Below are 23,690 nucleotides of genomic sequence, written 5' to 3'. Positions count from 1 at the left end.
ACCCTGCCGCAAGAGCCTGCCCTGTTGGCATCACAGCGTGAGCAAACATTGGACAGAAGCATTCCAACATTCACGATATGCAACACCGACGCTAGATCGACACGATCTTCTGTTCAAACAGCGGGGATTAATGCTCGGCGGATCGAAGGGGGCACGGGGGTCTTCGCGCGAGCCAGTTAGCCGATCTCCCGCTCAGAAATTTCTACCAAATATTCCGACCTCCTGATGGAACCCATTCGTTGCGGGCGAGTTGCGGCTCATTGGGACGGACTTCCCGAACATGACAACGAGCAACAAAGCAGACCATCAGTCTGTCTCCGAAGCGTTTCGGAAACTGATCCGTTCCGAAGGCTATCGTCATCACGTACAAACGTTCTTAAATCTGGAGGTCGAACCAGAACTGCCGCCAACCCTACAGTCATTACTTGCGGCTATTGATCGGGCCAAACAGGGCCCGACGGAAGAAGGTCCCTAGCCGGCTGGCTGAGCGTCAGGTCAAAGAGTATAGAGGCTCGCTTCGTGGCTTGTCCCCCTGATTCCCACTCAGAAGTTATCAAACATTCTTCTTGATTTTTCTCGACAGAGGATCATGAATGTTCTCTTGGGTTCTCGCTGAGGTGGGAGGCCTTGTATGAACGTTTGGACGAACTGCCGACCCGACAAAGTGACTGCCAAACACCTTGTTCACGAGCTGATCCTACAAGCCCGTCGCGGCCAAATCATCTCCGTCAAAGAGACTATTGCAGCGGTGCGCCGAGACCGGCCACATCTGGCGGAAACTGACTGCGAGCTGGTGGAGCTTATTGTCAATGTTGCCCCAGCCTTTGGCCTGTTCGTCGGGTTCGATCTTCGCGAATAACCGCCTCCTCAACAGGGCGGACCGTCGCGACACGGTCTCGATCAAAGCGGCATTACGCGAAGCTCGGGAGACTGCGCCTTATTTGGTGGCCTCCGACGAAGAACTAACCGAGGCAATCGTCGAGGCAGCAACTGCCATGGGCCTCTGCGTGGCTTTCGACGCCCGGGAGTAGCTGTCGGCCGACTTCGGTGACCTCGCAATGGGCGCGCGCCCATATGCTGTCATTCATTCTCAATATTCCGGCCTTGGCGTGACAGTCCTCACATTAACGCTCTCGCCGAGGACAAATAACCATCGGATGCCGCAGATTTCCGACTGGTCCTTTTACGCGATCGTCGCAACGAGTAGACCGACAACAAGCGAAATGACCAGGGCGACACCCACCGGAAGATGATGCATACCGGCTTCGTACCGACCGCTTAGATAACCGTCGATGAACCTTTGGAAACATCCCGTCACGGACTCAGACATGCCTAACAAACGGTAATCGTCCTCATCGCTGAGCCGGTTAGTAGAGACGAAACCCGCTAGCCGCCTGGGGTCCATTCATGGCTCTCCACTGGTTCAACCCTCCGATCCCCGTCAAGACCGAGCGTCCCGGGATCATCCGCAACGTCAACAACGCCGAGGCAGCCGGCGAGGAGTTGATGAAGTGGACCAAGCGTGGCCCTTGGTGGGACCTCGCGGTGCGCGTTTGCATGGCCGTGATTTTCGACGAGATGGAAGCTGAGGAGGCCCGCAAGGCATTCCTGGCTGCTGCAAAAGAGGAGGGGACATTACTCCCCCCAATGACAACCAGCTAAATTGGATTGCGGTATAAGGTTCTAGGTGTCTCAGACCAACACCGCCTTCGCGAAAGGAGCCCGCCGCCAAGCATGGAGATGAGAGGCGACGGACCCCCCCACAGCGGCTGCACATCCACGAAGTAATCCCGCTGCCGCCTCTAAACCCGCGAGGGCCTACATCGTTCCCTTAGCTGCAGCTAAAGCGGGGTTGGTCGGCGGGCTCTTCCCGCTCTAAGTTCCCTCTTATGGGTCCTCTCTGGTTCTCTCCCCCGGTCTACGTGAAGACGAAACGTCCGGGCATTCGCAATGGGGTCAGCCACGTCGAGGGAGCCGCCGAGGAACTCCTGGCATGGGACACAAAGGGCCCGAGGTGGACGAAGGCGGTCCAATCCTGCGTCGACGCGTTCGAGGGCAGGATGTCCCCCATGAGGTGCGTGAAGCCTTTGAGGCGGCTGCCAAGGAGGCCAACGTGTATCTCTCCCCTGAGTAGGAGGTATCATGGCGCCCATCTGGTTCGTCCCTCCGGTGTTCGTGAAGACTGAAACCGGTGTCAGGCATGGCTGCAACAATGCGAAGGAAGCCCTTGAGCAGCTCAAGATGTGGACCCGGCGAGGGCCTCGCTGGCATAAGGCGGTGACCCTCTGCCTGTCAGCCTTGGAGGGCGATTCGATTGACCCCCACATAATACGAAAGGCCTTTGAGGCTGCCGCTAAGGAGGCCAACGTGTATCTCTCCCCTGAGTAGGAGTTGTCGTGGCAACCCATTGGTTCTCCCCTCCGGTGTACGTCAAGACCGACCGACCTGGGGTCCTACGGGTGCAACAACGTCGAGGGTGCCGCCGAGGAACTCATGAAGTGGACCAAGATGGGACCTAAGTGGAGGAAGGCTGTGCAACTGTGCGCCGACGCCCTTCAGGACCGTGTGACTCCGGAAGAGGTCCGTCAGGCTTTCGAGGCTGCTGCCAAGGAGGAGAGGGTGCTGCGTGAGTAGCAGGCCGGTGCCCATGGCTATGTTGGGAAGGACCCGTTAGGCTGTCTAATGCTGACCAAGTCCGCGCTGCTCGAAATAGACCCGGATACGAGAGCATTCACTCTGGTCGGCGCATTTATGGCCATTTTGCACTTCTTGAAACTGGCATCGGAGCTGCTCTGGGCGAGGTAGTTGGCGTCAATGGGGCACGTCGAGTAATCATCAATCGAACATAGGGTTCGACGAGAAGATCAAAACCGTACGCACAGGGGACCGGAACCGGATGTCAGGCTTCTAAAGCCGATGGCAGAAACCGGATACGCTGTGGCGGCATTTGAGGGCCCGTTCCTGCTCTTGATTATTGCCTGTGAGCTGTGCGCGAAAATCGGGAATGGAAGGGCCGGAGGCAGGAAGCACGGCCTCAGGCCGAGGCGCTAATCAAGCGGGTCGGCAATGATCGCGAAAAGCTCAACACGGCCGCCAGCGAAACTAAAGAAGTAGTCGCGCGTTGGACGGCAAATAACGCTGTTTCGTCTCTGAGTATGGTTTAGGTCAGGGTGGTCAAGCCAACGTCGCGTAAGGCAATCAATGCGTCGAGCGCTAGTCAAGCGAAGTCGCCCGCTCGTGACGAGGTCACTTTAGCGCCGCCCGCTTTCCGGCCGGTCCAGCTCGCAACGCTCGTGGACACGGTCCCTGCCGGCGATCGTTGGATCCATGAAATGAAATACGACGGCTATCGTATTCTCGTTGCGGTCGGCGGAGGCGAGGCGCGAGCCTACACACGATCTGGTCTGGACTGGTCTAGCCGTTTTCCCTCGGTCCTCTCCGAGGCTCGCAAGCTCAAGGTGCGCTCCGCCCTGATTGACGGCGAGGCCGTGGTTGTCGATGCCGAAGGAAGATCTAACTTCCAAGCGCTTCAAAATGCATTGAAGGGTGCCCCGGCGACTATCGACTTTTATGCGTTCGATCTGCTGCAGCTCGACGGCGAAGATCTGACAAGGCTTCCTCTTGTTGAGCGCAAGGCGAAGCTGGAGGCGATCTTGCCTGCGAAAAATCCGGTCCTTCGTTACTCCGACCATATCCTCGGCCGCGGAGAAGAGCTGCTCGATCGCTTCTGCGCTGCCGGCCTTGAGGGCGTCATCTCAAAGCTCGCGGATTCGAGTTATGTGGCGGCCCGCGGCGCAAGCTGGCTGAAGATCAAATGCATCAGGCGGCAGGAATTTGTGATTGTCGGCTGGACGCCGTCCGACAAGGTCCGCGCGTTTCGGTCCTTGATCCTTGGCGTTCATGACCGCGGCAAGCTGCGTTACGCCGGGAAAGTCGGCACCGGCTTCGATACCGCTGAACTTCTTCGTCTCTTGAAGATCATGGCGCCGCTTGAGCAGAAGGCCGCCACCGTCGACGCACCACGCGCCGAAGTGCGCGGCGCACACTGGCTCCGTCCGAAACTGGTCGCTGAGATTGCCTTCACCGAAATGACAAATGAAGGGACGTTACGACATCCGAGCTATCTTGGTCTCCGTGAAGACAAGAAGCCGGAGGCGGTCGTGCTCGAGACGGAACGTCATGCAGCCGATCTCGCCGCGTCTGCGACAACCGCCATCGCGATAAGTAACCGTGACCGCGTCATCTATCCGGAGTCCAACATCACCAAGGGACAGCTCGCCGACCATTACGCAGCGGTCGCGGCGATCATGCTTCCTTGGGTTGGCAGCCGGCCGATCAGTCTGGTTCGATGCCCACAGGGCCGCGCGAAGAAGTGCTTCTTCCAAAAACACGACGCCGGCAGCTTTGGCGACAAAGTCCACCACGTCGGCATCACGGAGAAGGACGGGCACGAGGAACCATATCTCTATGTCGACGATGCCGACGGACTGATGACCTGCGTCCAGATGGGAACGATCGAGCTGCATGGATGGGGGGCTCGGATCGAGGATGTCGAAAAGGCCGACCGCCTCGTGTTCGACCTCGACCCCGATGAAGGCCTCGATTTTGAGGCCGTCCGCGCCGCTGCCTTTCAGTTCCGCGCTATCCTTAAATCGCTGGGACTTACGACTTTCCCGATGCTGACGGGAGGCAAAGGAGTGCACGTCATCGCGCCGCTCACCCCTGGCGCCGAGTGGCCAGAGGTGAAGGACTTCGCGTCTCGCCTGGCGCAGGCGGTCGCCCGGAGCGATCCGGCCCATTTCACGGCCGTGTTGTCAAAGGCGCGCCGCAAGGGTCGCATCTTTGTGGACTATCTACGCAATCAGCGCGGGGCGACCGCGATCATGCCCTACAGCGCAAGATCACGTCCAGGCGCCCCTGTCGCGGCACCGATCACGTGGGCGGAGATGAAGACAATAGATGCGCCCTCTCATTTCCACGTGGGCGATGCTCCTGAATTAAATAAACGCGCAGCCTCCAAAGCTCTGGCTGGATGGGGTCGCGCTGACCAATCCTTGCCCAATCTGTAGCGTACGTGAAGAGGCAGTAAAGCCGGGATTTAAAGGGCAACGCGGCGCTCATGGCCTTGCCTGATTGGAACCTGCGGAGATCGGCCTCCGTTTGGCTGAAGCCATGGCAAAAATCAATCCGAGGACCGTCGCCAGTCTTTTGAGGGAATACGCACAACGGGCGTCTATGCGCGGCGACAATCCCTATCGCACAAAGGCATACTTGCGCGCGGCAGACAGTCTGACGGCGCTGTCGCAGCCGCTTGATCGGATCATTGCCGCCGGCGCCCTCACCAAGATCCCGGGGATCGGTGACGCAATCGCAGACATCGTGACCAAGCTTTACCAAACCGGCACGCACCCGAGCCTTGAGAAGCTGCGCGAGGATGTTCCAGCGGGCGTGATGGAGCTGTTTGCCATACCCGGGCTTCGTCCTGATAAGATACTGAAGCTTCATCAGGCGCTCGGCGTGAACTCGCTGGCGGAGCTCGAGGCCGCAGCAAGAGAAGACCGCATACGCCCAGTCAAAGGCCTCGGCGCCGCGCTTCAGACAAAGCTCCTGCAGAACCTGGCCATCGTGCGCAGCGGCGAAACGCAACTTCACCTGCACAAGGCCGCCGCTCTTCTCGAACATGCGGTCATATCGGTGAAGCAAGAGCATCCAGACTTTTCGCGCGTCGAAATTGCAGGCGACTTCCGGCGCGGTTGCGAGCTCGTTTCCGATTTCGCCCTGGTAGCGCAGGCCAGAAAATCGACTGGAATCGAGGATACGACCCTCAGGCTTGTTGTCACGGACAGGAAGCACTTTGGCGCGAGCCTGCTCGAAGCAACCGGTTCGGCAGACCACCTCAAGCAACTGAAGACGTTCGCGGCCGACAAGGGGTTCACCCTAAACGCCGACGGGCTTCATCGCGGGAGAAAGCTGATCGCGTCAGCGACAGAAGAAGAAATCTACCAAGCTCTGGACTTGCAGTTTATCGAGCCTGAATTGCGCGAAGGCAGGGACGAGATTGAGCGAGCGGCAAAGCAGAAGCTACCCGCCCTCATTCGGGATGAAGATCTGCATGGCATCCTGCATTCTCACACGACCGCATCCGATGGCACCGAAACGCTTGAGGCAATGGCGGAAGCCACGCGCAAGCGCGGTTTCGAATACTATGGTGTCGCCGATCATTCGCAGTCCGCTCACTACGCAGGCGGCCTTTCGTTGCAGGAGATTGCTGAACAGCACCGCGAAGCTGACCGGCTGAACAAGGCATACAATGGAAAATTTCGCATACTGAAGGGCATCGAGGCGGACATCCTGGCGGATGGCTCGCTCGATTACCCGAATGATATCCTGGAGCTGTTCGATTTCGTTGTCGCGAGCGTGCACAGCCGCTTCAAGTTGCCAAAGAAGGAACAGACGGAGCGTATCATTGAGGCGATCGCAAATCCCCGGACGACAATCATCGGGCACATGACCGGTCGCCAGCTGTTGCGGCGGCCCGGTTATGATCTCGACGTCGAAAAAGTCCTCAAAGCGTGTGCGAAACACGGCGTCGCTGTCGAAATCAACGCACATCCGTGGCGACTCGACCTCGACTGGCGCTGGCATCAAAAGGCACTCGATCAGGGCTGCATCTTCAGCATCAATCCGGACGCTCATTCGATCCGCGAGCTCGACCACATGCATTGGGGTGTCGAGATGGCGCGCAAGGGCGGTGTTCCTGCGAAGCGGGTCCTGAACGCGATGCGTTTGACGGCCCTTCTTGCGCATCTCGCACGGCGCAGGCAAACGTCCTAAACTGCTTGTGCGCCCGGCCTATCAGCGCAGGAGTCCGTCATTCTCAAAATCTTCCCAGCCGCGCAAACTGGAGTGCGCGTTCTCGTCGGGGCCGTAGCCAGTTGAAGCTGCAGTTCCGCGACCGCTTCTTTGAGCACGTTTCATAGCGGCCTTCCCCGCGGCTCGCCGCCTGTTCTCTGCAGCTGTCGCTGCGTCCTGTTCGCGCCAGACCGTAACCAGGTCGCGGTCAAGCACATCCTCCACGTGCTCCGGGTCGAACACGTGAAAGGTGATGTTCCTTGCCCGCCCGCGGAGTTTCACGGTTTTCGTCCCGGCGCTCTGCAAGCGACCATCTTTCAGCCAGCGGTGCCGTTCGGCCGTCGAGATCGTCAGAATGTCCTCGATTTCACGGGGGATTACGGGCAGGTCTTCGATATTCTGCAGTGCTTTGGATATGATCCCGAATACCACCTGCCCATCATTCTCGGCGCCCTCAGACAGGCGCAGGGTAAGCACGCGGGACTCGATATTGAGCAATTTCCTGAACTCCGTTGGAAGGCGGGCGCGTATTTCGAGAAAAATACCCCTCGCTCTGACGGACGATCCAAACGTTGCAGCCGGGGTTAAAGGCCACTCTCCAATCAGCTTCGCTGTTGCATTGGTTTTACGGCGCGTGGACATGCCCCTTTATATAGGTCCCCGATAGTCGGCAGCGATGAGCCGATCGCAAAGCCAATATGAGTTCTAATCCGCCAGCGGTCTGAACCACGATGCCCAAAGGCGCAACCACGATTGTGAGCGGGGCCGTTTGCAACTTCGGCTAACAGGAAACGGCAGAGTTGATCTCGAAGTGCGATATCAGGCGCGTCGCCGCCTGGCGGCTTTTTGGGGGCCGTTTGCTGTCCGTCCGGTTATTGCCGAGGGATCAGTTAAAGCCGCCGTTCGGCTCACGACCTCTTCGCGGAATACAAGGCAAGTTCAGATCCCGCGGAAGCCGACATTGAACTGCCTCTCCGTTTACACGTTTGGCAAATGTTGCGAATGGAGGGAGTTGCATGTTTGAAGGTTTCTCGCTGGAGCAGATCAAACTTCCGGAAGCGACGCTCAGAGTGCGGGTTGGTGGAAGGGGCCGCCGCTTCCTGATGCTGCACGGTCATCCTCGCACCCATGCCACTTGGCATCGCGTGGCGCCGATTTTGGCTGAGGAATACACCGTAATTTGCCCTGGTCTTCGGTGCTCGCCCTTGCGGTGTGTCGCAACACAATCAGCGCGTCCGGTTTGCCGTGAACAGATCTTGCTGATGCACCAGTTCGTCCGCGACGGGCTGACGGAGGCGGCGTGTGCCATTCGGGTGGATGGCCGAAAATAACCCCACCTCTGCATGACGCGAATTGTCCCAGCCCGGGTAGGCCGTTATCGGGTACAGGCAAATACCCTCGAATCGATGCTCCGACACCCATAGCGGCACGCACCTCGTCGCGGCATACATAGTGGAGCCAAGCCGGCCCGCCGGATCCCTCTGAGCCGGTCTCGGCAATGAACATCGGCTTACCGTACCGATGAGCAACCTCGAGCAACATTTCCGACAAAGCGCGGTACTCATGGTGTCCCATCGATATCGTCGGCCCGTTTATTTACCATTGATTGTGCGGCTAGAAATTCAGGCCCACGACATCGACAACATCTTCGCTCCCGCCCAACTCAGGTTCGACGCGGCCCAGCAACATGTCGTAAGCTTCGAACTGCCCCTGACGGGCGTTTTCGGCCCGACCCCGTTCGCTGCGGGTCCGGTCACGAGGAGCGATTTGGATAAGGGGCTCGGCCCAGACAAATCTGCAGGCGGGGTCGATCTCCCGCATTGCACGAACACCCGCGATGGCAGCCTTCACGAGATGCCGCTTGAACCATCCACGTTTGTTCGGCCCCACGCGGGAAATAGCCGACCTCAACAGCCCATGCGAAAAAGGAGATCTAGTTGATGGGACACAACAGAGGCGGTGTTCCGGCGATCGAACGCTGTACGCTCACGGCTTCTGCCGCGAACGAGGCATAGGCATCGATGAAATGCAGCGATCGCTGATCGACATGGTCTGGAGATCCGTAATGGAAGATGTCCCAGATAACCTGGACACCTGCCGATCGGGCCGCCTCGACCATTGGCGCCCAACTTGACCAGTCATAGGCGAAGCTTGCGGAACCGGAGCCTCCACCTGGTGCTCGTCCATACGCCCCACTTCGCTCATTCGAAGTCTTCTTTCAGCAGTCGGCTTCGAACTCGGCCGCCTTGTTAGGACCGGGAACCGCGTTGGCGAAATACCGCATCCAATGGGGCGCGCGCCATCTTCGTTGCTCAGTCCAGCTCGTCCTGGCGCGACCGGGTAATGCCGAACCGATTTGGTCGAGCCTTTGTTCCTGTGGTGGACTGTCCGGAGCTGGGTGGCGAAGGAGGAACAAGGAGGGCCGTGCCAAGTTCGGGGCGATATACCACCGCCGCCGATCGACTCGAGCGGCTGCTCAGCAACAAGAGAGGCACGGGATCACATGACCGTTCAGATTCGACTTTCCGAGATCGACCACGCCAGGCGCGAGGATCGTGGCGACGGCGCTTGGAGCATCGCACCGGACTTGGGCTATTTGCGCCTAGCAATCGTCAATGTCGTGTTCTTCGGCGCACCGGGCAGCGGAGATCGGAACTGGATGCTGATCGATACCGGGTTGCCGACGTCCCGCGGCAGCATTCTTGCGGTCGCGGAAAAGCGGTTTGGCACGAACGCACGGCCGGCCGCGATCATCCTGACCCACGGCCATTTCGACCATGTGGGAACGGTTCTAGACCTCGCGAATAGGTGGGACGTGCCTGTCTTCGCGCATCCACTCGAGCGCCCCTATCTGGACGGAACCGCGTCCTATCCGCCACCGGATCCCTGGGTCGGGGGTGGACTGATGGCGCTGCTTTCGCCGCTTTTCCCACGGGGGCCAATTGATCTTGGCAACCGTTTGGAACTCCTACCTGCCGACGGATCGATCCCCGGAATGCCCGGATGGCGATGGCTACACACACCCGGGCACGCTCCTGGGCATATCTCGCTCTGGCGCGAGGAGGACCGCTCGCTGATCGTAGGGGACGCTTTCATCACCACCGGTCAGGAGTCAGTCTATGAGGTCGCCGTTCAGGATCTTGAGATGCACGGTCCGCCGCGCTACTTCACGCCGGACTGGGATGCGGCGGAAAGATCCGTGAAGCACCTGGCTGCCCTGAACCCGCGGATGGTCATCAGTGGACACGGTGCGGCTGCTGCGGGAGTGGGCATGCGTCAAGCTCTTGACAGCCTGGCTGAGCGGTTCAGGGTGTTCGCCGTCCCGCCGAAATTGAAATTCGTGCGCGAGCCGGCGGCAGTCCAAGGTAGCTGAGGCTAACCGAGCCGTCGTCGTTCTGAAGTATGGTCAAGTTGGGCAGACTCTGTCTCTCGAGCCGGTAGAGTTACCCGTCGGGTCGCGCGCCCCATCGTCGCCGACAAACTCTGACAAGCGGAACAAACCCGGGAGGCGCCGGGTTAGGGCGTTCGATCGGCGCAGGGCGACTGCGGCCAAGCGCCCCGAAGTTCTGCGTCAGGGGAAGACGTCAGATGGAAAACGAGTACCCGAAGGACGCGTCCTGTCCGCCCGCGAGCCGACCGGCAAGAAGTTGTTCGAGTCCACACGCGTCGGCATCCGCCAAGACTTGGCTTTGATTCGCTCATCGGCCAAAACCGTGGAGGAGACCAAATGGCAAATCTGGGAAGATTGGCGATCGCGATGCTTGGCGTTCTGGCATACCAAAATCGCGACAAGCTCTGTCAATTGATTCCGGGAGCAGGGTATCTTAACCCAAACGACCCGCAACGCAGAATTCTGGCTCAGATAACGAATGGCGTGTCGAGGGCTGACCTTGGTGAGATCCTCGACCGGTTCAGGGAGGCGGGGGCAGGATCGAAGGTCGACTCGTGGGTTGGCAGCGGGCCAAACCAACCGATTGAGCCAAGGGACGTCCAAGCGGCAATGGACGAAGGTACACTCACGTCCATTTCGATGCAGACGGGTCTTTCGCGCGAGGAGCTAATCAGAAGGATTGCGCGGGATCTACCCGAGACAGTCAACGAGATGACGCCGAATGGTGAATGGCCGCCTGAGCCGACACAAGGCTTGGATAAGTCGACCCTGCTCGACAATGTATCCTAGGGGACACAGCCAGGAATGCAGCCGGCCAAGGCGAGATCCAGGGTGGCAACTCTACACGGGGGACGCTCCTGCGCGATCGCCTTCATCCGCTCGCGAACCAAGGGTCTGTTTCGAGCGCGCCGAACGCTCAACTGGCCGCCATCCTGAAAATGCGGCACCGCTGCATCGCGGCGCCCTCGCGCTCGCGTATATCGGTGAGCGCGTTCCTGGCTGGCCAGAGCGCTGGCGATCGATCCGGACGACTTCGTGACGCAGTACAACGCCGCTTGCATGTATTCCGTGCTCGGGGAAGTGGAGCAGCGGTGCGGTACCTGGAAAGAGCCGTCGGAGGAAGCATGAGTCAGAACGTATTGGAGCGAATCCGTCACGAAGTCGATTTCGACGCCATTCGCGATCACCCGCGGTTCGTGCAGCTTCTTGGTTCACTTGGCTTGTGACGCACAGCTGTACTTGCACAGGCTTCGGCCTGCCTAGCAGCCGCGTTCGCGGCGCGTCCGCTTTGGGTGGCGGATTCAACTGATCGCAGCAACACACGCTCTTTTCTGAAAGATGGAGTGTGAGCCATGAAGCAGCGAAGTCGCATCTACTACTCGGCCGCTCAGCGGCCTGAGTTTGGGTTCGATGGCAGGCGGGCGAGTCGATGAGCTCGATCGGACGACGATTCGATCGGAAGTCTTTCATCGGTCCGTTCTTGCCGCCGCGCCTGGGCCTTGCACTGGCGGGCTGCTGGCCTTGCCTGTTGCCGGTGTTTCCCGCCACATTTTGCTGCCGCGGCTTGTGCTGCTCACCTGGCCGCTCGCCATGGGCAAGTATTTCGCCCCGGCATCGTCTCTGCAGGGTTTGCTTCGTCGGCAAAGGACATCGCCAGCGGCCTCACAGCTGCGGTCGATCGCGGCCGAATCGGGATTGATGCTGGCCGACGCGCTGGCCGGCGGCCGCTTCACCCTGTTGATGCCTGCCGGCATTATTGCCGGGGCCGGCGACCGGTTGTTCGATGCGAAAGCCGAGGCTCTTAGACTACAATCGGAGATTCCTGGTTCCTTTGTCGATATCATCCCGCAGGCCGGCCACATGGTCCACCACACCGCACCGCTAGCTGTTCTCGCCATGGTGGACAGGGTCGCTGCCGCGGCCAGCATGAAGTAGGCCGGCACTGGCGCGATCCCGAAGAAGTGGAATCGCGATTTTCGGAAAAGATCATGCTCAAAAGCAATAGGTAGAACCCCGTCCCGACTCTATCGGGTGGCGAATCCCCGATGATTTACTTCACGGCGACACGCACTTCAGCGAACCGCATCCTGTGCATCCATCCGCGCCGGTTCGGCTAACACCGACGTCGAGGTCCGGTATCTTGGGGATTTGGCCAGGGGAACGGCCCCACTTCCGTGTTCGGCTTCTGCCTTTCTTTGTGGCTGCCAGTATCTAGTCGTCTGCAATCGAGGCCACGGGCTGACAAGCACCCCGCACTACAAGGAGCTGGCGGTCGGAGAACAATGTAGACATGTCGCACCATCCTTGTGGGTGCGGCTTGCGATGCATACTGACGGTCGAGGGCTTAATGTAACCAAATCAACGGCTCGGCGTTTCGGTCAGCGCCGTTGTAATGAGCGAAGCCATAACCTCTGTCACGAGCATAGACTGGCGATTTCATGAATCGCAATTTTCTGGTGATTGAACCTGAGGAAGGCATTGCCGTGCTCAAGGGGCTTGCCTCCTCGGCGCGTATCTCGATGCTGAAACTGCTGCATGAGAAGGGGCCGATGAATGTCAACGAAATCGCCGCCGTGCTGTCGCTGCCGCAGTCGACCGTCTCGACCAACATCCAGGTGCTGGAGGATGCGGGCCTGATCCGAACCGAGCACCTGAAAGCGAAGAAGGGCAGTCAGAAAATCTGTTATCCGACGGCGGAAGAAGTGCTCGTCGTGTTCAAGAGCGAATATCGTGCGGTCAAGAACGACGCGATCGAAGTGTCGATGCCGATCGGGCTTTACACCGGCTTCGAGGTTACCGCGCCCTGCGGCCTTTGTTCGCCGGACGGCATCATCGGCTTGCTCGATGTGCCGAACACTTTCCTCGATCCGGACCGCATGAAAGCCGGTCTGCTATGGTTCACGCGCGGTTTTGTCGAATACCAGTTTCCCAACAATGCCAAGCTCGCCAATGCCGAGATCACCGAGCTCGAAGTAGCGATAGAGCTGTCTTCGGAAGTGCCGGGCACCAGCGCCGATTGGCCCTCGGACATCACGCTGACGATCAATGGCGTCGATGTCGGCACCTGGACGTCGCCGGGGGATTTCGGCGACAAGCGCGGCGTCTTCACGCCGTCCTGGTGGAAACTCAAGGGTTCGCAATACGGCAAGCTTAAGAACTGGCGAATTGCCAATGACGGCACCTATGTCGACGGCCTCAGGATTTCCGAAACCGGCCTCGCCGCACTCGATCTGAAGAGCCATCATTCAATCCGCGTCCGTATCGGCGTCAAGGACGACGCCAATCGCCCCGGCGGGATCAACATTTTCGGCAAGGGCTTTGGAAATTACGATCAGGACATTGTGCTCAGGATCAAAACCGCGTGAATCGACTGGCCGCGTTGCTGCGCTCAGTTACAGTTCATTGCTAGGCCAGGCTTGCAGCTGGCACCGCCGTCCATGAGGCGACCGGCTTGCCTGACGTGTATAGATCCCTCGTCGCAAGCTTTGCCCACTGGCTGCGAATCCCCTGCTACCCTCAATCACCAGTACAAAGGGATCCGTCGCACCAACCAACAGCCAGAGCATCCTCCGTTCCGGCAAATGCCGGAACTTACCATCTAGGCAACTCTCGAAAGTATATGCCGATCCAGGTCACACTTAGCCAACCCGAACCGCCAGCGATGGTTCGTAGCCTCACGCCTGCTCTGGTAGAACAAGGTCAGTTGCCGGCCGTCGATCATCACCGTCGAATGGCCATTCTCGCCGGGCTCACCAGGGTCGAGAACGGGGCCAACGGAAACGTAGGGACCCTTGACGTCATCGGCGATGGCGAAGAAGACGCGCTGCCGGCTGCCGCGCGGACCTTCGGGGAGGAAGCAGGTGGCGTTGAGAAGCACGCGACCGTCCGGCAGTTCGACGATCTGGGCGCCTTCGATCCCCCATTCGTAATCTGGGTGCTCGCGCGCATTGTGATGCGGCACGTCGAGATGATCGAGTATCTTGCCGAGACGTTTCCATGGCCCGAACCAGGAATCGGATTGGCTGCGCGCCAGATAGACATCAGGCTGAGGTACCCTGGTGAATTTGGGCATGCCTGAATAGACGATGTAGCGCTTGCCGCCGATGATTGCCGGATGGGGATCGTAGATGCCGTCCTCATCAGTGTCGGGCAGCGACAAAATCGCCGGATTGAGCACCACCCAATGAAAGCCGTCATTGGAGACTGCATGCTCGCAACGTCCGCCGGACTTCATGAATTCGGTCTGGATGAACATATGGAAGACGCCGCACTCATGGATGACGCCGGGTGCCGCAATGCCAGATCCGGTAATCGGCAAGACGATCGGCTCGTGCTCTGTCCAGGGTCCATAGAGATCCGGCGCCGTGGCATGGAGTATTTTCCAGCTCTCTGTTGTGACGGTGCCGCTGGAGCCGAAGACGTGCCAGAGCGTGCCGTCGAACACCGGACAAGGGTCCTTCAGATCATCCACAACCTGCGGGTGAAACAATGGAAAGACGTTGGTTTCAAAGTCGATCTTCATTCGCCAGCCATCCCTCGATTCGTCTCGGTCTCCATTCAAATGAACCACCGGCGCGACTCAGATGAATCGATTCCAAGCGTATTTATAGCTCCGCTGATGAACGGTTGTTGAACGATTGAAGGATTTGAACCGCTCTGTGGCAAAGGGCCACATTTGGGGAGCCCGACCTGACGCGAGGGGCTTCATCATGTGGATCGAATGGGGGCGGCCGGCTCGCCCCTTCTCTGTCGAGCCGTCGCAAGTGGAGCGGACGGCTGGTCTCGCCCGAGACAGTTTGGAGCTATGGAACAACTTATCGGGATGGAAGTTATATAGAAGGCTGCGAACTTCATGTCAAAGCTGCCTCGATTGACTTTTGTTAGTCGAGGCATTTTGTAACTATATCGAAGGATAATCTACATGGAAATGGCGGCGGGCCGGGCCAAAACACCAAAAAACCCTGTACAACCGTCTATTTTAATTTGCTTTTCACACCTCCGATGGAACTTCGTATATCAGAGACCACAACACATTCTGACCCTGGCGTCAAAACAGCAACAGCTAATTTACTTCGAAGAGCCGATCTTCGATGAGAGGCGCCACCCTTCGATGCGGGTGCACAATATTACCCCCAAGATCAGAATAGTGACGCCGCTGATCCCAGTTGGTACTTCCGCGACCAGGGCGGACGCAATCCAGCGCAGGTTCGTCGATCAGATCCTCGCCTCCACGCCGCATGACCGATTGACGACCTGGTATTACACGCCTATGGCGCTACGCTTCAGCGATCATCTCGCCTGTGACGTCTGCGTCTACGACTGCATGGATGAACTCTCCGCGTTCAAAGACGCTCCCGCAGAGTTGACGCAGTTGGAAAAGGCGCTGTTGCAACGTGCCGATGTCGTCTTCACGGGCGGGCAGAGCCTCTACGAGGCCAAGCGCAGCTTGCATCGGGCGATCTTTCCCTTCCCGAGCAGCATCGACGTTACCCATTTCCATCAGGCTAGGGCGCCAGGTGAAGACCCGTTCGATCAGGCCGACATACCTCACCCGAGGGTGGGGTACTTCGGGGTCATCGACGAACGGCTCGACCTTGAACTTATCGCGCATGCGGCTGCGGCAATGCCAGACGTGCATTTTGTCATGCTCGGCCCTGTCGTCAAGATCGATCGGGCGAGCCTTCCCACGGCAGGCAACCTGCATTGGCTGGGCGGCAAGTCCTATGCAGACCTGCCGAACTATCTCAGGCATTGGAGTGCCGGCTGGATGCCGTTCGCGCTCAACGAAGCGACCCGCTACATCAGCCCGACCAAGACTCCCGAGTTTCTTGCGGCAGGACTGCCGGTGTTGTCCACGGCGATCGTCGACGTTGTGCGTACCTACGGCGTCGAAGGTCTTGTCGAGATTGTCGAGGCGGAGGACATCGAGGCCAAGCTTCGCTCGATCCTGGCCCACCCCCGCGATTTCCTGGTGGAGAAGGCCGACGCCTACCTCGCCGACATGTCCTGGGAGAAGACCTGGAGCGCGATGGCTGCCCACATCGAGCGCGCCCATGCGATGAAGAGCGTCGTCCCATTCCTGAGGAGGGCGTGAGCGTGTTCGACTGGTTGATCGTAGGGGCCGGTTTCGCCGGCAGTGTGCTGGCCGAGCGTATCGCATCGCAACGGCAGGAAAGCGTCGTGATCATAGACCGACGAAATCACGTCGGCGGCAATGCCTATGACTGCTACGACGAGGCGGGAATACTAATTCACCGTTACGGGCCTCACATCTTTCACACCAACGCCCAATCGATCGTCGACTATCTGTCGCAATTCACGCAATGGCGGCCTTACGAACATCGCGTGCTGTCGCTTGTCGATGGAAAGCTGCTGCCGATACCGATTAATCTCGACACCATAAACCGCCTCTACGGCCTTGAATTGACGTCCGAGCAGCTGCAGGACTTCTTCGCTTTCCGACGCGAAACGGTCAAAGAAGTCCGCACCGCCGAGGACGTCGTGGTGAGCACAGTAGGCAGAGAGCTCTACGAGAAATTCTTCCGCGGCTACACGAGGAAGCAGTGGGGTGTCGACCCTTCCCAGTTGAGCAAGTCAGTGACGGCGCGAGTCCCGACCCGGACCGATCGCGACGATCGGTATTTTGGCGACAGCTTCCAGAACATGCCGGCAGGCGGGTATACGCGCATGTTTCAGCGCATGCTGGATAGTCCCAAGATCAAGATCATGCTGCAGACCGACTACCGCGAAATTCGCGACAAGATCCCCTTCCAGCAGATGATCTATACCGGTCCGATCGACGAGTATTTCGACTGGAAGCTTGGTCGCTTGCCCTACCGTTCGCTGCGCTTTGAGCACACGACGCTTGATTGCGAGCAGTTTCAACCGGTCGCCGTCGTCAACTATCCGCAGACGGAAAAATACACACGGATCACCGAGTACAAGCATCTGACCGGTCAGCAGAGTCCGAAGACCAGCCTCACCTACGAATACCCCACCGACGTCGGAGATCCTTATTACCCGGTGCCGCGGGCCGAAAACGAGGCTTTGTACAAACGATACGAAGCTTTGGCCGCGGCGTGCCCGGAGGTCTGGTTCGTCGGACGTCTTGCAACATATCGCTATTACAATATGGATCAGGTGGTCGGCCAGGCATTGGCTACGTTCGGGCGCATTCAGACACGCCTGCCAGCAAACGGGATGCTCGTCACGCCGACGCAGCGCGAGGCGGCCGAGTGAATGATGCGCCGGCCTGACCGGCGTCGGGCGACCCACGGCCAAAGAGACCAACGATGTTTCTCGGCTTCTCGGCGAACAGCTCTAGATATGCTGTGCTGTTGATGCAGCTGAAAAGCGCGCACTGTTCGTATCAGCGAGGCTATAGCGCGCTTGCTTGTTGTTCCTCAAACGCCAAGAACGATTGGCGCTGGCGCTCCAACTCGTCCGCAAGTGGCTTGCGAACAGTGCGCGAGCCGTCCGCATGAATGGTGGAGAACAAGCCGACTTCGGCGTGGCGCGAATTGTCCCAACCTGGGTAGGCCGTCACCGGGTACAGGCATATACCCTGAACAGGTGCACCGAGGCTCGTCGCATCGCGCACTTCGTCGCAAACGTAGTGAAGCCAGGCTGGCCGGCCTGAACCTTCGGCGCCGGTCTCGGCGATGAACATCGGCTTCTTGTATCGTTCGGCGACCTCGACCAGCAATTCCGAAAGTGCACGGTATTCGTGGTGCCCCATCGGTATCGTTGGGCCATTCAAGTACCATTGGTTGTGCGGATAGAAGTTGAGGCCGATGACGTCCACAACGTCCTTGCTGCCGCCCAACTCCGGTTCCACGCGCCCGATCAGCATGTCATACGCCTCGAATTGGCCCTGGCGAGCATTTTCGGCGCGCCGCCGCTCGGGGTGAGTACGGTCACGAGGAGCAATATGGATCAGCGGTTCAGCCCAGATGAACCTGCAGCCGGGTTCGGCCTCCCGCATGGCCCTCACGCCGGCGACCGCTGCCCTGACAAGGTGTCGTTTGAACCATCCACGCTTGTTCGGCCCGACGCGGGGGAAATAGCCGACCTCCACAGCCCATGCAAAAAACGAAATCTCGTTGATCGGGCACACCAGGGGAGCCACCCCGGTAGCGGAGCGATGAACCCGAACAGCTTCCGCGGCGAAACGGACGTAGGCCTTGATAAACCCCGGGCCACCTTGGTCGATATGGTCTGGCGAGCCATAGTGGAAGATATCCCAGATAATCTGCACCCCGGCCGCCTGGGCTGCTTCGATCGCCGACGTCCAACTCGACCAGTCGAAGACTCCGGGCGCTGTTTCAATCAGGTGCCAGCGCAAGCCGTCGCGGATCGTGCGAAGCCCAAGCTCGGCACAACGGCGATAGTCGGCATGTGCATGGATGTCATGTGAGGTCGCGCGGATCAGATCAAGACGGGCCCCGTCGGCGCGCCTGTGGGAGGAACACTCGAAACCAGCCATGAAAAAGCTGTCGAACCCGGAAGAGCCTGCCGTGGGCCGACGAGCGGTATCCTCGTTCATACCAACATCCTGTCGCCCAAGGCGTGGGCAAGTAATCGCATTCGCAGTCCCCCATTGTCAGTTCCGGTGGCCTAGTCGAAACCGGTCGGCCACCACCACGTCGACGGCTCGGCGGCTGCGGTGTACACGTGTGCCTGGATTGGCGAATACAACCAAGCTCCAATCCCGTCTGCCGGGGGCCGCGGTCGCGTCGATTCGATCCGAAGTTATGCGGCCTGTTGCATCGCCCGTTCGTTGACGCCTGTTTCGCCTAGTCGTGTGAGCGCCTCATCGGTTGCTTTTTCTTCCTTGAGCGTCTGTTCGAGTAGCGGGACGGCGTCTTTCAAGCCAAGTAACCCGGCCCATGTGACAAGAGTCCCGTAGCGCGCTATTTCATAATGTTCGACGGACTGGGCTGCAGCCACGAGACCCGCGTCCAATGCCGGAGCCTCCTCGAATTCCTCCAAAATCTCCTGTCCTTCTTCGATGATGCCGTCGATCGCCGGGCACGTTTTCCCTTGGGCTCTCTTGCCAAAGGCGTCGAAAACTTGCTGCAGACGCTCGATCTGACCTTCCGTCTCGTCACGATGTTTTTCGAACGCCGCCTTCAACTCTTTGGACTCCGCGCCCTTTGCCATTTTCCGGAGCGCCGTCAGAATCTTGCGTTCGGCGTAGTAGATGTCTTTCAGACCATCATAGAAAAGGTCTTCCAAGCCCTTGGAGCTGCCCTGAGAGCTTTTTTTCGTCGCCATTGTCATCTCCTCTTTCATTTCTATCGACGCATGCATGGCTCTAACTGGACCAGTCTCTTGTTGTTCCTTCGGCGACGGCACACCGGCAGCCAACAGCGAGCGACGGTCGGGTTGACCGCTGATTTCAGTCCGCCGCGCCAGCAGCGGCTTGAGCATCTCGGCTGCGCTCCATTGCGGAAGTTCCGGAATGAGGATCGTCTGCCTGAAGGGTTTCCGCTGTCATCGAGTCCTTGCGGCCGCATTTTTCGCAACGGACCTTTGCCCGCACCTGATCAAGGTTCCCGATCTCTTCTCGGGCCCCCAATGGCGTCGAACCTGGACGAAGTTGCCGACCAGATCAGCAGTGTATAGGGGCCGCGGACCTGTTTTGCGATGTAGTTGAACTCACCTTGAGGCAGCTGCTCGCGCAGGCGTTTGGACGACAGGCGGACGGCATCATGGCCTCTAAATTCGAATTCGAGGTCAAGAGGACCACGTCCACAGCATAGTTGCACCTAGGATCCTCCTCGATGTCGCCAGCGGCGCGAAGCCTCAGATGGTCTTCGAAAACCCCTCTGCGGACCGAGCATGTCATGTCTCCTTTGCAGTACCGGAAAGGCCGTGGACAGCCGTGTCGTCCTTCGCGATGCTGAACGGATGCGACGGCGGTTTGTTCCTGAGGCCAACATGCGCTGGAGCCGGATTGACTTGCACCCCCGATCACAAACGAATGAGAACATTCAATCGGGGTCCTCATGGCTTCCGCCATCGACATTCTGGCATGCTGACCAGCGACGAGGTCGGCAATTGTCCAGGACTAGAGCGGCCGGCCAGGTGCAGCGGTGCCGGGGGGACCTCACGCTCCAAGGCCGTCCTGGCCTTCGCCAGCGACAACCACAAGGCCTGCAAAAAAGCTTCATCTGCTTGCGGTGTTAATCCGACCTCCTTGCAATGTTCAACGATCCTGTCCTGGATCGACACTGCGGTTTCATACCGTTGGACAACCCTTGCCAGAACGTCCTGACAGGTGCCAATCGCCACCTCCCGAATGTGGTCAGCGACGGGAGAGAGGGCAGCACGGGTGACATCATGAGCAACGGGGGCGTCCCGATCAGTCGGATGTATTCCGCCTCGGGCTGCCCATAAGAACGATCCGCCAACGCGCGTCTATAGCAATAGCTTCAGCCTTCAATTGAACAAAGCAATCGTGCGGGGACCGGTCCTCACCCATGACCAGGGCTGACCCGGTCATACCGTCAAAGCCAATAAGGCCAACCTCGGCCTCGACGTCAGCCCGAAGCTTCGCCACCATTGACCCGGGACCGCTCTCGAAGAAATCGACGGTGTCAATCGGGACCGAGGCCTGCTCCAGGTGCGTCCTCAGTCCCAAGTGACGGGCTTCGAGGTGAGGCTGCAGCAACGTCAGATCCGGCGCGCTCAGGCCGCAACAGTTCGTTCTTGAACGAGGTTTCCATCTGCGCTGTCTCCCGATCGGGGCGGAAGCGCGATCGTCGCTCACAGCTGACGACGCCCTAACAATTGTCGACAGTCAGGGGAAAGTATACCTAAAAGGGCGGGGAGTCTCAAAAAGCTACTATGCTGACCAGAGAGGCTCGTCAGTCTGGCGATCATCAAGATGCTGCTAACAAGCAGTGTCCGCCTCTCCTGGTCGAAGGTTGCCTTCGCAATCTGGTGTGCGCCTTTTGTCGAAGCATAACGGCCCCAAACTGATTCATCCTCTGGGGAAGCCAAGCGGTATCGACGCTGCCTGAAAACTTACGCGCAAGCTCCACACTTTCGGGGGGCGCTTTGTCGATCGACCAGAGTAGCCAAGCACCCCTTCTGTATCCCATAGTATTCGGCTTCGCCTATTGCTCCGGAACGGCAGAGGTTTGCGGACGATTTCGTGCTGCTTCGGCAATTTCCGGGATGTATTTCGTCGCGGTGCAGCTTCGGTTCACATTGGCGCGTGCGTCGAATACCTCTTTCTCGCAGACCCGCTTGGCGAGCTCGATAGGCACATGAACTGCCAGAGGCACTTCCACCTCGGAGATTCCAAGCTCCCTTGCGATCTGCTGTTTCACTTCGTGCCTGCCAAGCGAAACGTCGACGCCGACATCCTGGGCATCTTCGGTTGTCGATGATGCGCCTTGCCCCGGCAGATCTTGCTGCTCGGTCTGAGCAAATGACTGCACGGCAAAAAGCTGCAAGGCGAACACGGCGAGCGGCAAAATTCGTTGGAATACTCTCATGCCTGGCTCCTGCAGGTGCCTTTAACAACGGCAAAGTATTTGAAGCGTTCCAGAGGCGGGGATGCGCGCGCTCAGCGGCAGTCGAGGCGGGTTTTTTCTGTTGGAATACGATATGGCGACCGTGGTTGGGTGCCGACAGCCGACTGTGCTGGCACATCGGAGTGTAGGAATTTGCCTACCGAGAAAGAAAGACAAGCCAGAGACGAGCGCACCTCGGATGCTGCACGAGGATTGACCGACATTGAGCGTGCGGCACGAGACGCAAAGACCGCGGCTTCGGGAGCAGCGCCTGAAGGCCGCACTTGCTGTGACGTCGGCCGCGGCATCTAAACCGAAGAGGACACCAAAAACCACGAAAGCCTAGCAGTCACTTGCACCACACGGGAGCTTGCATTCAACCCCACGGTGCTCAAGATCCAAGTAGGCTCTGCAGCTCTCTAGGCTCACAACCTCGTGCACCCAAGTTTGATCCTGCTGCAGCAATCAGGACTACCCCAGAACGAATATGGCCAGCAGGGCAACAAAGAGAACGAGGGCAGTCCAAACTGAGCAACGTGCCGTGCAAGGCTGTTCCCAACGCTCTCGGAGCCAACTTGGTGTCAGTCCAACTGCCGGTTGCCGTAGGGCTTCGAATCGCTCTAGCGCTATCGGCAATACAGCGCGGCTCTCCTCTGAGCGCGACCGCAGCTCCCTTCAGGCAAGATGCGCGAGCAGACGGATATCTATCTGACCGAAAGCAAAAGAAACCACGCGTGCCCCACTGAAAGCACAAGCAAGCGCAAAGGTTCCTGAACTGATGCTCGGCTGGCGGGAACTTGCTCGCCAGCCGAGTTGAGTTCAGGCGGTGGTCGGGGGAGATCAGCCAGCCACACGCTGGTGATTCCAACCTGAGCCGATGTGCCAATCAGCAACCTTCGTCGGTCTTTTTCACCTGGCCTGGCGCGGCGGTATTGGCTGTCGTGTCCTGCTGACCAGGCGCCGCCTGCTGAGCGCTGCCAGTCTGCTGGCCGGGCGCGCAGTCTCTGGCCGAGTTCGGATTTGTGGTGCCGCTGGTGGTGGTCGTGTCGGTGCCCTGATCGCCGGACATGTTGGTGCCGCTGCTCGTCGTGCCGGTGCCCTGATCCGTCGTACTGGGCATGGTTGTCGTGGTCGAGGTTCCGCTGGTCGAGGTTCCGCTCGAAGTTCCGCTGGTCGTCTGGGCAAAGGAAAGCCCTGCCGACACCGCCAGCACGGCCGAAGCCAAAAGGATGCGTTTCATCTTCTTTCTCCTGTCTGAATGCGCGGGATGCGCCTGGCAAATCGAACAGGCAGACAGAAGGAGTGTTCCCCGATGAAGTTCAACTTTTGTAACTCTGGTCATAGGTCCGCCTTAGGATGGCCGGCGTATATTAGAAGCCTCATGACGGCGGCTCGATTCGAAAAGCAATCAACGAGCGGAGAGGCCGTCGCGTTCCTTGTGACTGCGGTGGCGCGGTGAGGCACAAGGCTCAATGCGGAGCGCCAGCCGCCGCGATCAGCGCCTCGTCGAGAATCCACTTCAGCTTCGCCGAGCGCTAGTAGCTTGATCTGCTTGCCGTTCTCACTTGCCAGGAACGACATGCAGCGGTCGCAGTATGCCATGCGGACCTTCAATATGTCGCCGTATGGATACCCTCCGGCGAAGGCCGCCTTGCGAGAGGACGGCACGGTAGCGAGGCTGCGCTCTTAAGGTCGCCCTTACGAGCGAAGTTAGCAGCACAGCATGAGCCATGTGACGTTATTGACCGGGCCTGAGCGTCGTCGTCGTTGGCGTGAAGAGGATCAGTGCCGGATACTGGCCGCGGCATTCGCGCCCGGGGCCACAGTGGCGGCGGTAGCGCGTCAGTACGATGTCGCGACCAGCCTGATCTATAAGTGGCGCCGCACGGTGAGAGCCCGCGAGACGGGCTTTGCCGAAGTTG

The 23,690-nt window shown here is 59.0% G+C and carries 20 protein-coding genes; 14 read left to right on the top strand and 6 right to left on the bottom strand.

Features of this window, described 5'->3' with window-relative positions:
• Positions 1-631 precede the first annotated feature (631 nt).
• From NKI52_RS25725 to NKI52_RS25700, 6 genes are all read left to right on the top strand, one after another.
• Positions 632-859, top strand: coding sequence for a hypothetical protein (locus tag NKI52_RS25725; RefSeq protein ID WP_352467869.1), 228 nt, complete (start codon positions 632-634; stop codon positions 857-859).
• A 548-nt stretch (positions 860-1,407) separates the two neighbouring features.
• Positions 1,408-1,662 (top strand): DUF982 domain-containing protein, encoded by a 255-nt coding sequence (locus NKI52_RS25720; protein WP_352467868.1) that lies wholly within the window; start codon positions 1,408-1,410, stop codon positions 1,660-1,662.
• A gap of 480 nt (positions 1,663-2,142) precedes the next feature.
• Positions 2,143-2,388, top strand: coding sequence for a DUF982 domain-containing protein (locus NKI52_RS25715; RefSeq protein ID WP_352473718.1), 246 nt, complete (start codon positions 2,143-2,145; stop codon positions 2,386-2,388).
• A 105-nt stretch (positions 2,389-2,493) separates the two neighbouring features.
• Positions 2,494-2,634, top strand: coding sequence for a DUF982 domain-containing protein (locus NKI52_RS25710; RefSeq protein WP_352700227.1), 141 nt, complete (start codon positions 2,494-2,496; stop codon positions 2,632-2,634).
• A 536-nt stretch (positions 2,635-3,170) separates the two neighbouring features.
• Positions 3,171-5,069: a DNA ligase D gene (ligD, locus tag NKI52_RS25705; protein ID WP_352700226.1), complete on the top strand. Its 1,899-nt coding sequence runs from the start codon at positions 3,171-3,173 to the stop codon at positions 5,067-5,069.
• 103 nt (positions 5,070-5,172) lie between these two features.
• The gene (locus NKI52_RS25700; RefSeq protein ID WP_352682205.1) at positions 5,173-6,834 is read left to right on the top strand and encodes a DNA polymerase/3'-5' exonuclease PolX; all 1,662 of its coding nucleotides are present in this window, start codon (positions 5,173-5,175) and stop codon (positions 6,832-6,834) included.
• 21 nt (positions 6,835-6,855) lie between these two features.
• On the opposite strand, the gene NKI52_RS25695 is transcribed toward NKI52_RS25700, so the two are convergent.
• Positions 6,856-7,494: a hypothetical protein gene (locus tag NKI52_RS25695; RefSeq protein WP_352700225.1), complete on the bottom strand. Its 639-nt coding sequence runs from the start codon at positions 7,492-7,494 to the stop codon at positions 6,856-6,858.
• Between the two features lie 374 nt (positions 7,495-7,868).
• Between NKI52_RS25695 and NKI52_RS25690 the strand changes: the two genes are divergently transcribed.
• From NKI52_RS25690 to NKI52_RS25670, 5 genes are all read left to right on the top strand, one after another.
• Positions 7,869-8,183: an alpha/beta fold hydrolase gene (locus NKI52_RS25690; RefSeq protein WP_352700224.1), complete on the top strand. Its 315-nt coding sequence runs from the start codon at positions 7,869-7,871 to the stop codon at positions 8,181-8,183.
• Positions 8,184-9,355: 1,172 nt separating this feature from the next.
• On the top strand, positions 9,356-10,225 hold the full coding sequence (locus tag NKI52_RS25685) for an MBL fold metallo-hydrolase (protein WP_023679038.1): 870 nt from the start codon (positions 9,356-9,358) through the stop codon (positions 10,223-10,225).
• 354 nt (positions 10,226-10,579) lie between these two features.
• On the top strand, positions 10,580-11,032 hold the full coding sequence (locus NKI52_RS25680) for a YidB family protein (protein WP_502897799.1): 453 nt from the start codon (positions 10,580-10,582) through the stop codon (positions 11,030-11,032).
• A gap of 906 nt (positions 11,033-11,938) precedes the next feature.
• A complete protein-coding gene (locus NKI52_RS25675) occupies positions 11,939-12,178 on the top strand; it encodes an alpha/beta fold hydrolase (protein WP_352700223.1) in 240 nt (79 codons plus the stop codon).
• Between the two features lie 503 nt (positions 12,179-12,681).
• Positions 12,682-13,608: an ArsR/SmtB family transcription factor gene (locus tag NKI52_RS25670; RefSeq protein WP_352700222.1), complete on the top strand. Its 927-nt coding sequence runs from the start codon at positions 12,682-12,684 to the stop codon at positions 13,606-13,608.
• A 233-nt stretch (positions 13,609-13,841) separates the two neighbouring features.
• Here the strand turns inward: NKI52_RS25670 and NKI52_RS25665 are convergent, their stop codons facing one another.
• Positions 13,842-14,765, bottom strand: coding sequence for a glycoside hydrolase family protein (locus NKI52_RS25665; protein ID WP_352700221.1), 924 nt, complete (start codon positions 14,763-14,765; stop codon positions 13,842-13,844).
• 399 nt (positions 14,766-15,164) lie between these two features.
• Here NKI52_RS25665 and NKI52_RS25660 point away from each other — a divergent pair, with 399 nt between their 5' ends.
• Both NKI52_RS25660 and glf read left to right on the top strand, forming a co-directional pair.
• On the top strand, positions 15,165-16,337 hold the full coding sequence (locus NKI52_RS25660; RefSeq protein ID WP_352700220.1) for a glycosyltransferase family protein: 1,173 nt from the start codon (positions 15,165-15,167) through the stop codon (positions 16,335-16,337).
• Between the two features lie 2 nt (positions 16,338-16,339).
• Positions 16,340-17,482 (top strand): UDP-galactopyranose mutase, encoded by a 1,143-nt coding sequence (glf, locus tag NKI52_RS25655; RefSeq protein WP_352700263.1) that lies wholly within the window; start codon positions 16,340-16,342, stop codon positions 17,480-17,482.
• 139 nt (positions 17,483-17,621) lie between these two features.
• On the opposite strand, the gene NKI52_RS25650 is transcribed toward glf, so the two are convergent.
• The 4 genes from NKI52_RS25650 to NKI52_RS25635 all read right to left on the bottom strand — a co-directional run bounded on the left by NKI52_RS25650 (position 17,622) and on the right by NKI52_RS25635 (position 23,008).
• Complete coding sequence (locus NKI52_RS25650; protein ID WP_352700219.1) at positions 17,622-18,788, bottom strand: glycoside hydrolase family 1 protein; 1,167 nt, start codon at positions 18,786-18,788, stop codon at positions 17,622-17,624.
• Positions 18,789-18,994: 206 nt separating this feature from the next.
• Complete coding sequence (locus NKI52_RS25645; protein ID WP_352662415.1) at positions 18,995-19,519, bottom strand: YciE/YciF ferroxidase family protein; 525 nt, start codon at positions 19,517-19,519, stop codon at positions 18,995-18,997.
• Positions 19,520-21,366: 1,847 nt separating this feature from the next.
• Positions 21,367-21,750 carry a hypothetical protein gene (locus NKI52_RS25640; protein WP_156937370.1) on the bottom strand — a complete coding sequence of 128 codons (384 nt, stop codon included), beginning with the start codon at positions 21,748-21,750 and terminating at the stop codon, positions 21,367-21,369.
• A 904-nt stretch (positions 21,751-22,654) separates the two neighbouring features.
• Positions 22,655-23,008 carry a hypothetical protein gene (locus NKI52_RS25635; RefSeq protein WP_352456137.1) on the bottom strand — a complete coding sequence of 118 codons (354 nt, stop codon included), beginning with the start codon at positions 23,006-23,008 and terminating at the stop codon, positions 22,655-22,657.
• 483 nt (positions 23,009-23,491) lie between these two features.
• On the opposite strand from NKI52_RS25635, the gene NKI52_RS25630 reads away from it, so the two are divergent.
• Positions 23,492-23,690: transposase (locus NKI52_RS25630; protein ID WP_352475051.1), on the top strand; the 199-nt coding region annotated here is incomplete at its 3' end.

Origin of the sequence: Mesorhizobium sp. M0590, from assembly GCF_040320905.1 — a bacterium.
In the GTDB taxonomy this organism is placed as follows: domain Bacteria; phylum Pseudomonadota; class Alphaproteobacteria; order Rhizobiales; family Rhizobiaceae; genus Mesorhizobium.
This window is presented reverse-complemented; position numbering and strand designations above follow the sequence as displayed.

What these genes read in the sequence shown, in the direction of transcription:
- NKI52_RS25640 (WP_156937370.1), bottom strand. Translation starts at nt 21,750, where the DNA reads ATGAGAGTATTCCAACGAATTTTGCCGCTCGCCGTGTTCGCCTTGCAG.
- NKI52_RS25670 (WP_352700222.1), top strand. Translation starts at nt 12,682, where the DNA reads ATGAATCGCAATTTTCTGGTGATTGAACCTGAGGAAGGCATTGCCGTG.
- NKI52_RS25715 (WP_352473718.1), top strand. Translation starts at nt 2,143, where the DNA reads ATGGCGCCCATCTGGTTCGTCCCTCCGGTGTTCGTGAAGACTGAAACC.
- NKI52_RS25710 (WP_352700227.1), top strand. Translation starts at nt 2,494, where the DNA reads ATGAAGTGGACCAAGATGGGACCTAAGTGGAGGAAGGCTGTGCAACTG.
- NKI52_RS25635 (WP_352456137.1), bottom strand. Translation starts at nt 23,008, where the DNA reads ATGAAACGCATCCTTTTGGCTTCGGCCGTGCTGGCGGTGTCGGCAGGG.
- NKI52_RS25685 (WP_023679038.1), top strand. Translation starts at nt 9,356, where the DNA reads ATGACCGTTCAGATTCGACTTTCCGAGATCGACCACGCCAGGCGCGAG.
- NKI52_RS25725 (WP_352467869.1), top strand. Translation starts at nt 632, where the DNA reads ATGAACGTTTGGACGAACTGCCGACCCGACAAAGTGACTGCCAAACAC.
- NKI52_RS25720 (WP_352467868.1), top strand. Translation starts at nt 1,408, where the DNA reads ATGGCTCTCCACTGGTTCAACCCTCCGATCCCCGTCAAGACCGAGCGT.
- NKI52_RS25690 (WP_352700224.1), top strand. Translation starts at nt 7,869, where the DNA reads ATGTTTGAAGGTTTCTCGCTGGAGCAGATCAAACTTCCGGAAGCGACG.
- NKI52_RS25660 (WP_352700220.1), top strand. Translation starts at nt 15,165, where the DNA reads ATGGAAATGGCGGCGGGCCGGGCCAAAACACCAAAAAACCCTGTACAA.
- NKI52_RS25665 (WP_352700221.1), bottom strand. Translation starts at nt 14,765, where the DNA reads ATGAAGATCGACTTTGAAACCAACGTCTTTCCATTGTTTCACCCGCAG.
- NKI52_RS25650 (WP_352700219.1), bottom strand. Translation starts at nt 18,788, where the DNA reads ATGAACGAGGATACCGCTCGTCGGCCCACGGCAGGCTCTTCCGGGTTC.
- NKI52_RS25700 (WP_352682205.1), top strand. Translation starts at nt 5,173, where the DNA reads ATGGCAAAAATCAATCCGAGGACCGTCGCCAGTCTTTTGAGGGAATAC.
- NKI52_RS25645 (WP_352662415.1), bottom strand. Translation starts at nt 19,519, where the DNA reads ATGGCGACGAAAAAAAGCTCTCAGGGCAGCTCCAAGGGCTTGGAAGAC.
- NKI52_RS25680 (WP_502897799.1), top strand. Translation starts at nt 10,580, where the DNA reads ATGGCAAATCTGGGAAGATTGGCGATCGCGATGCTTGGCGTTCTGGCA.
- NKI52_RS25695 (WP_352700225.1), bottom strand. Translation starts at nt 7,494, where the DNA reads ATGTCCACGCGCCGTAAAACCAATGCAACAGCGAAGCTGATTGGAGAG.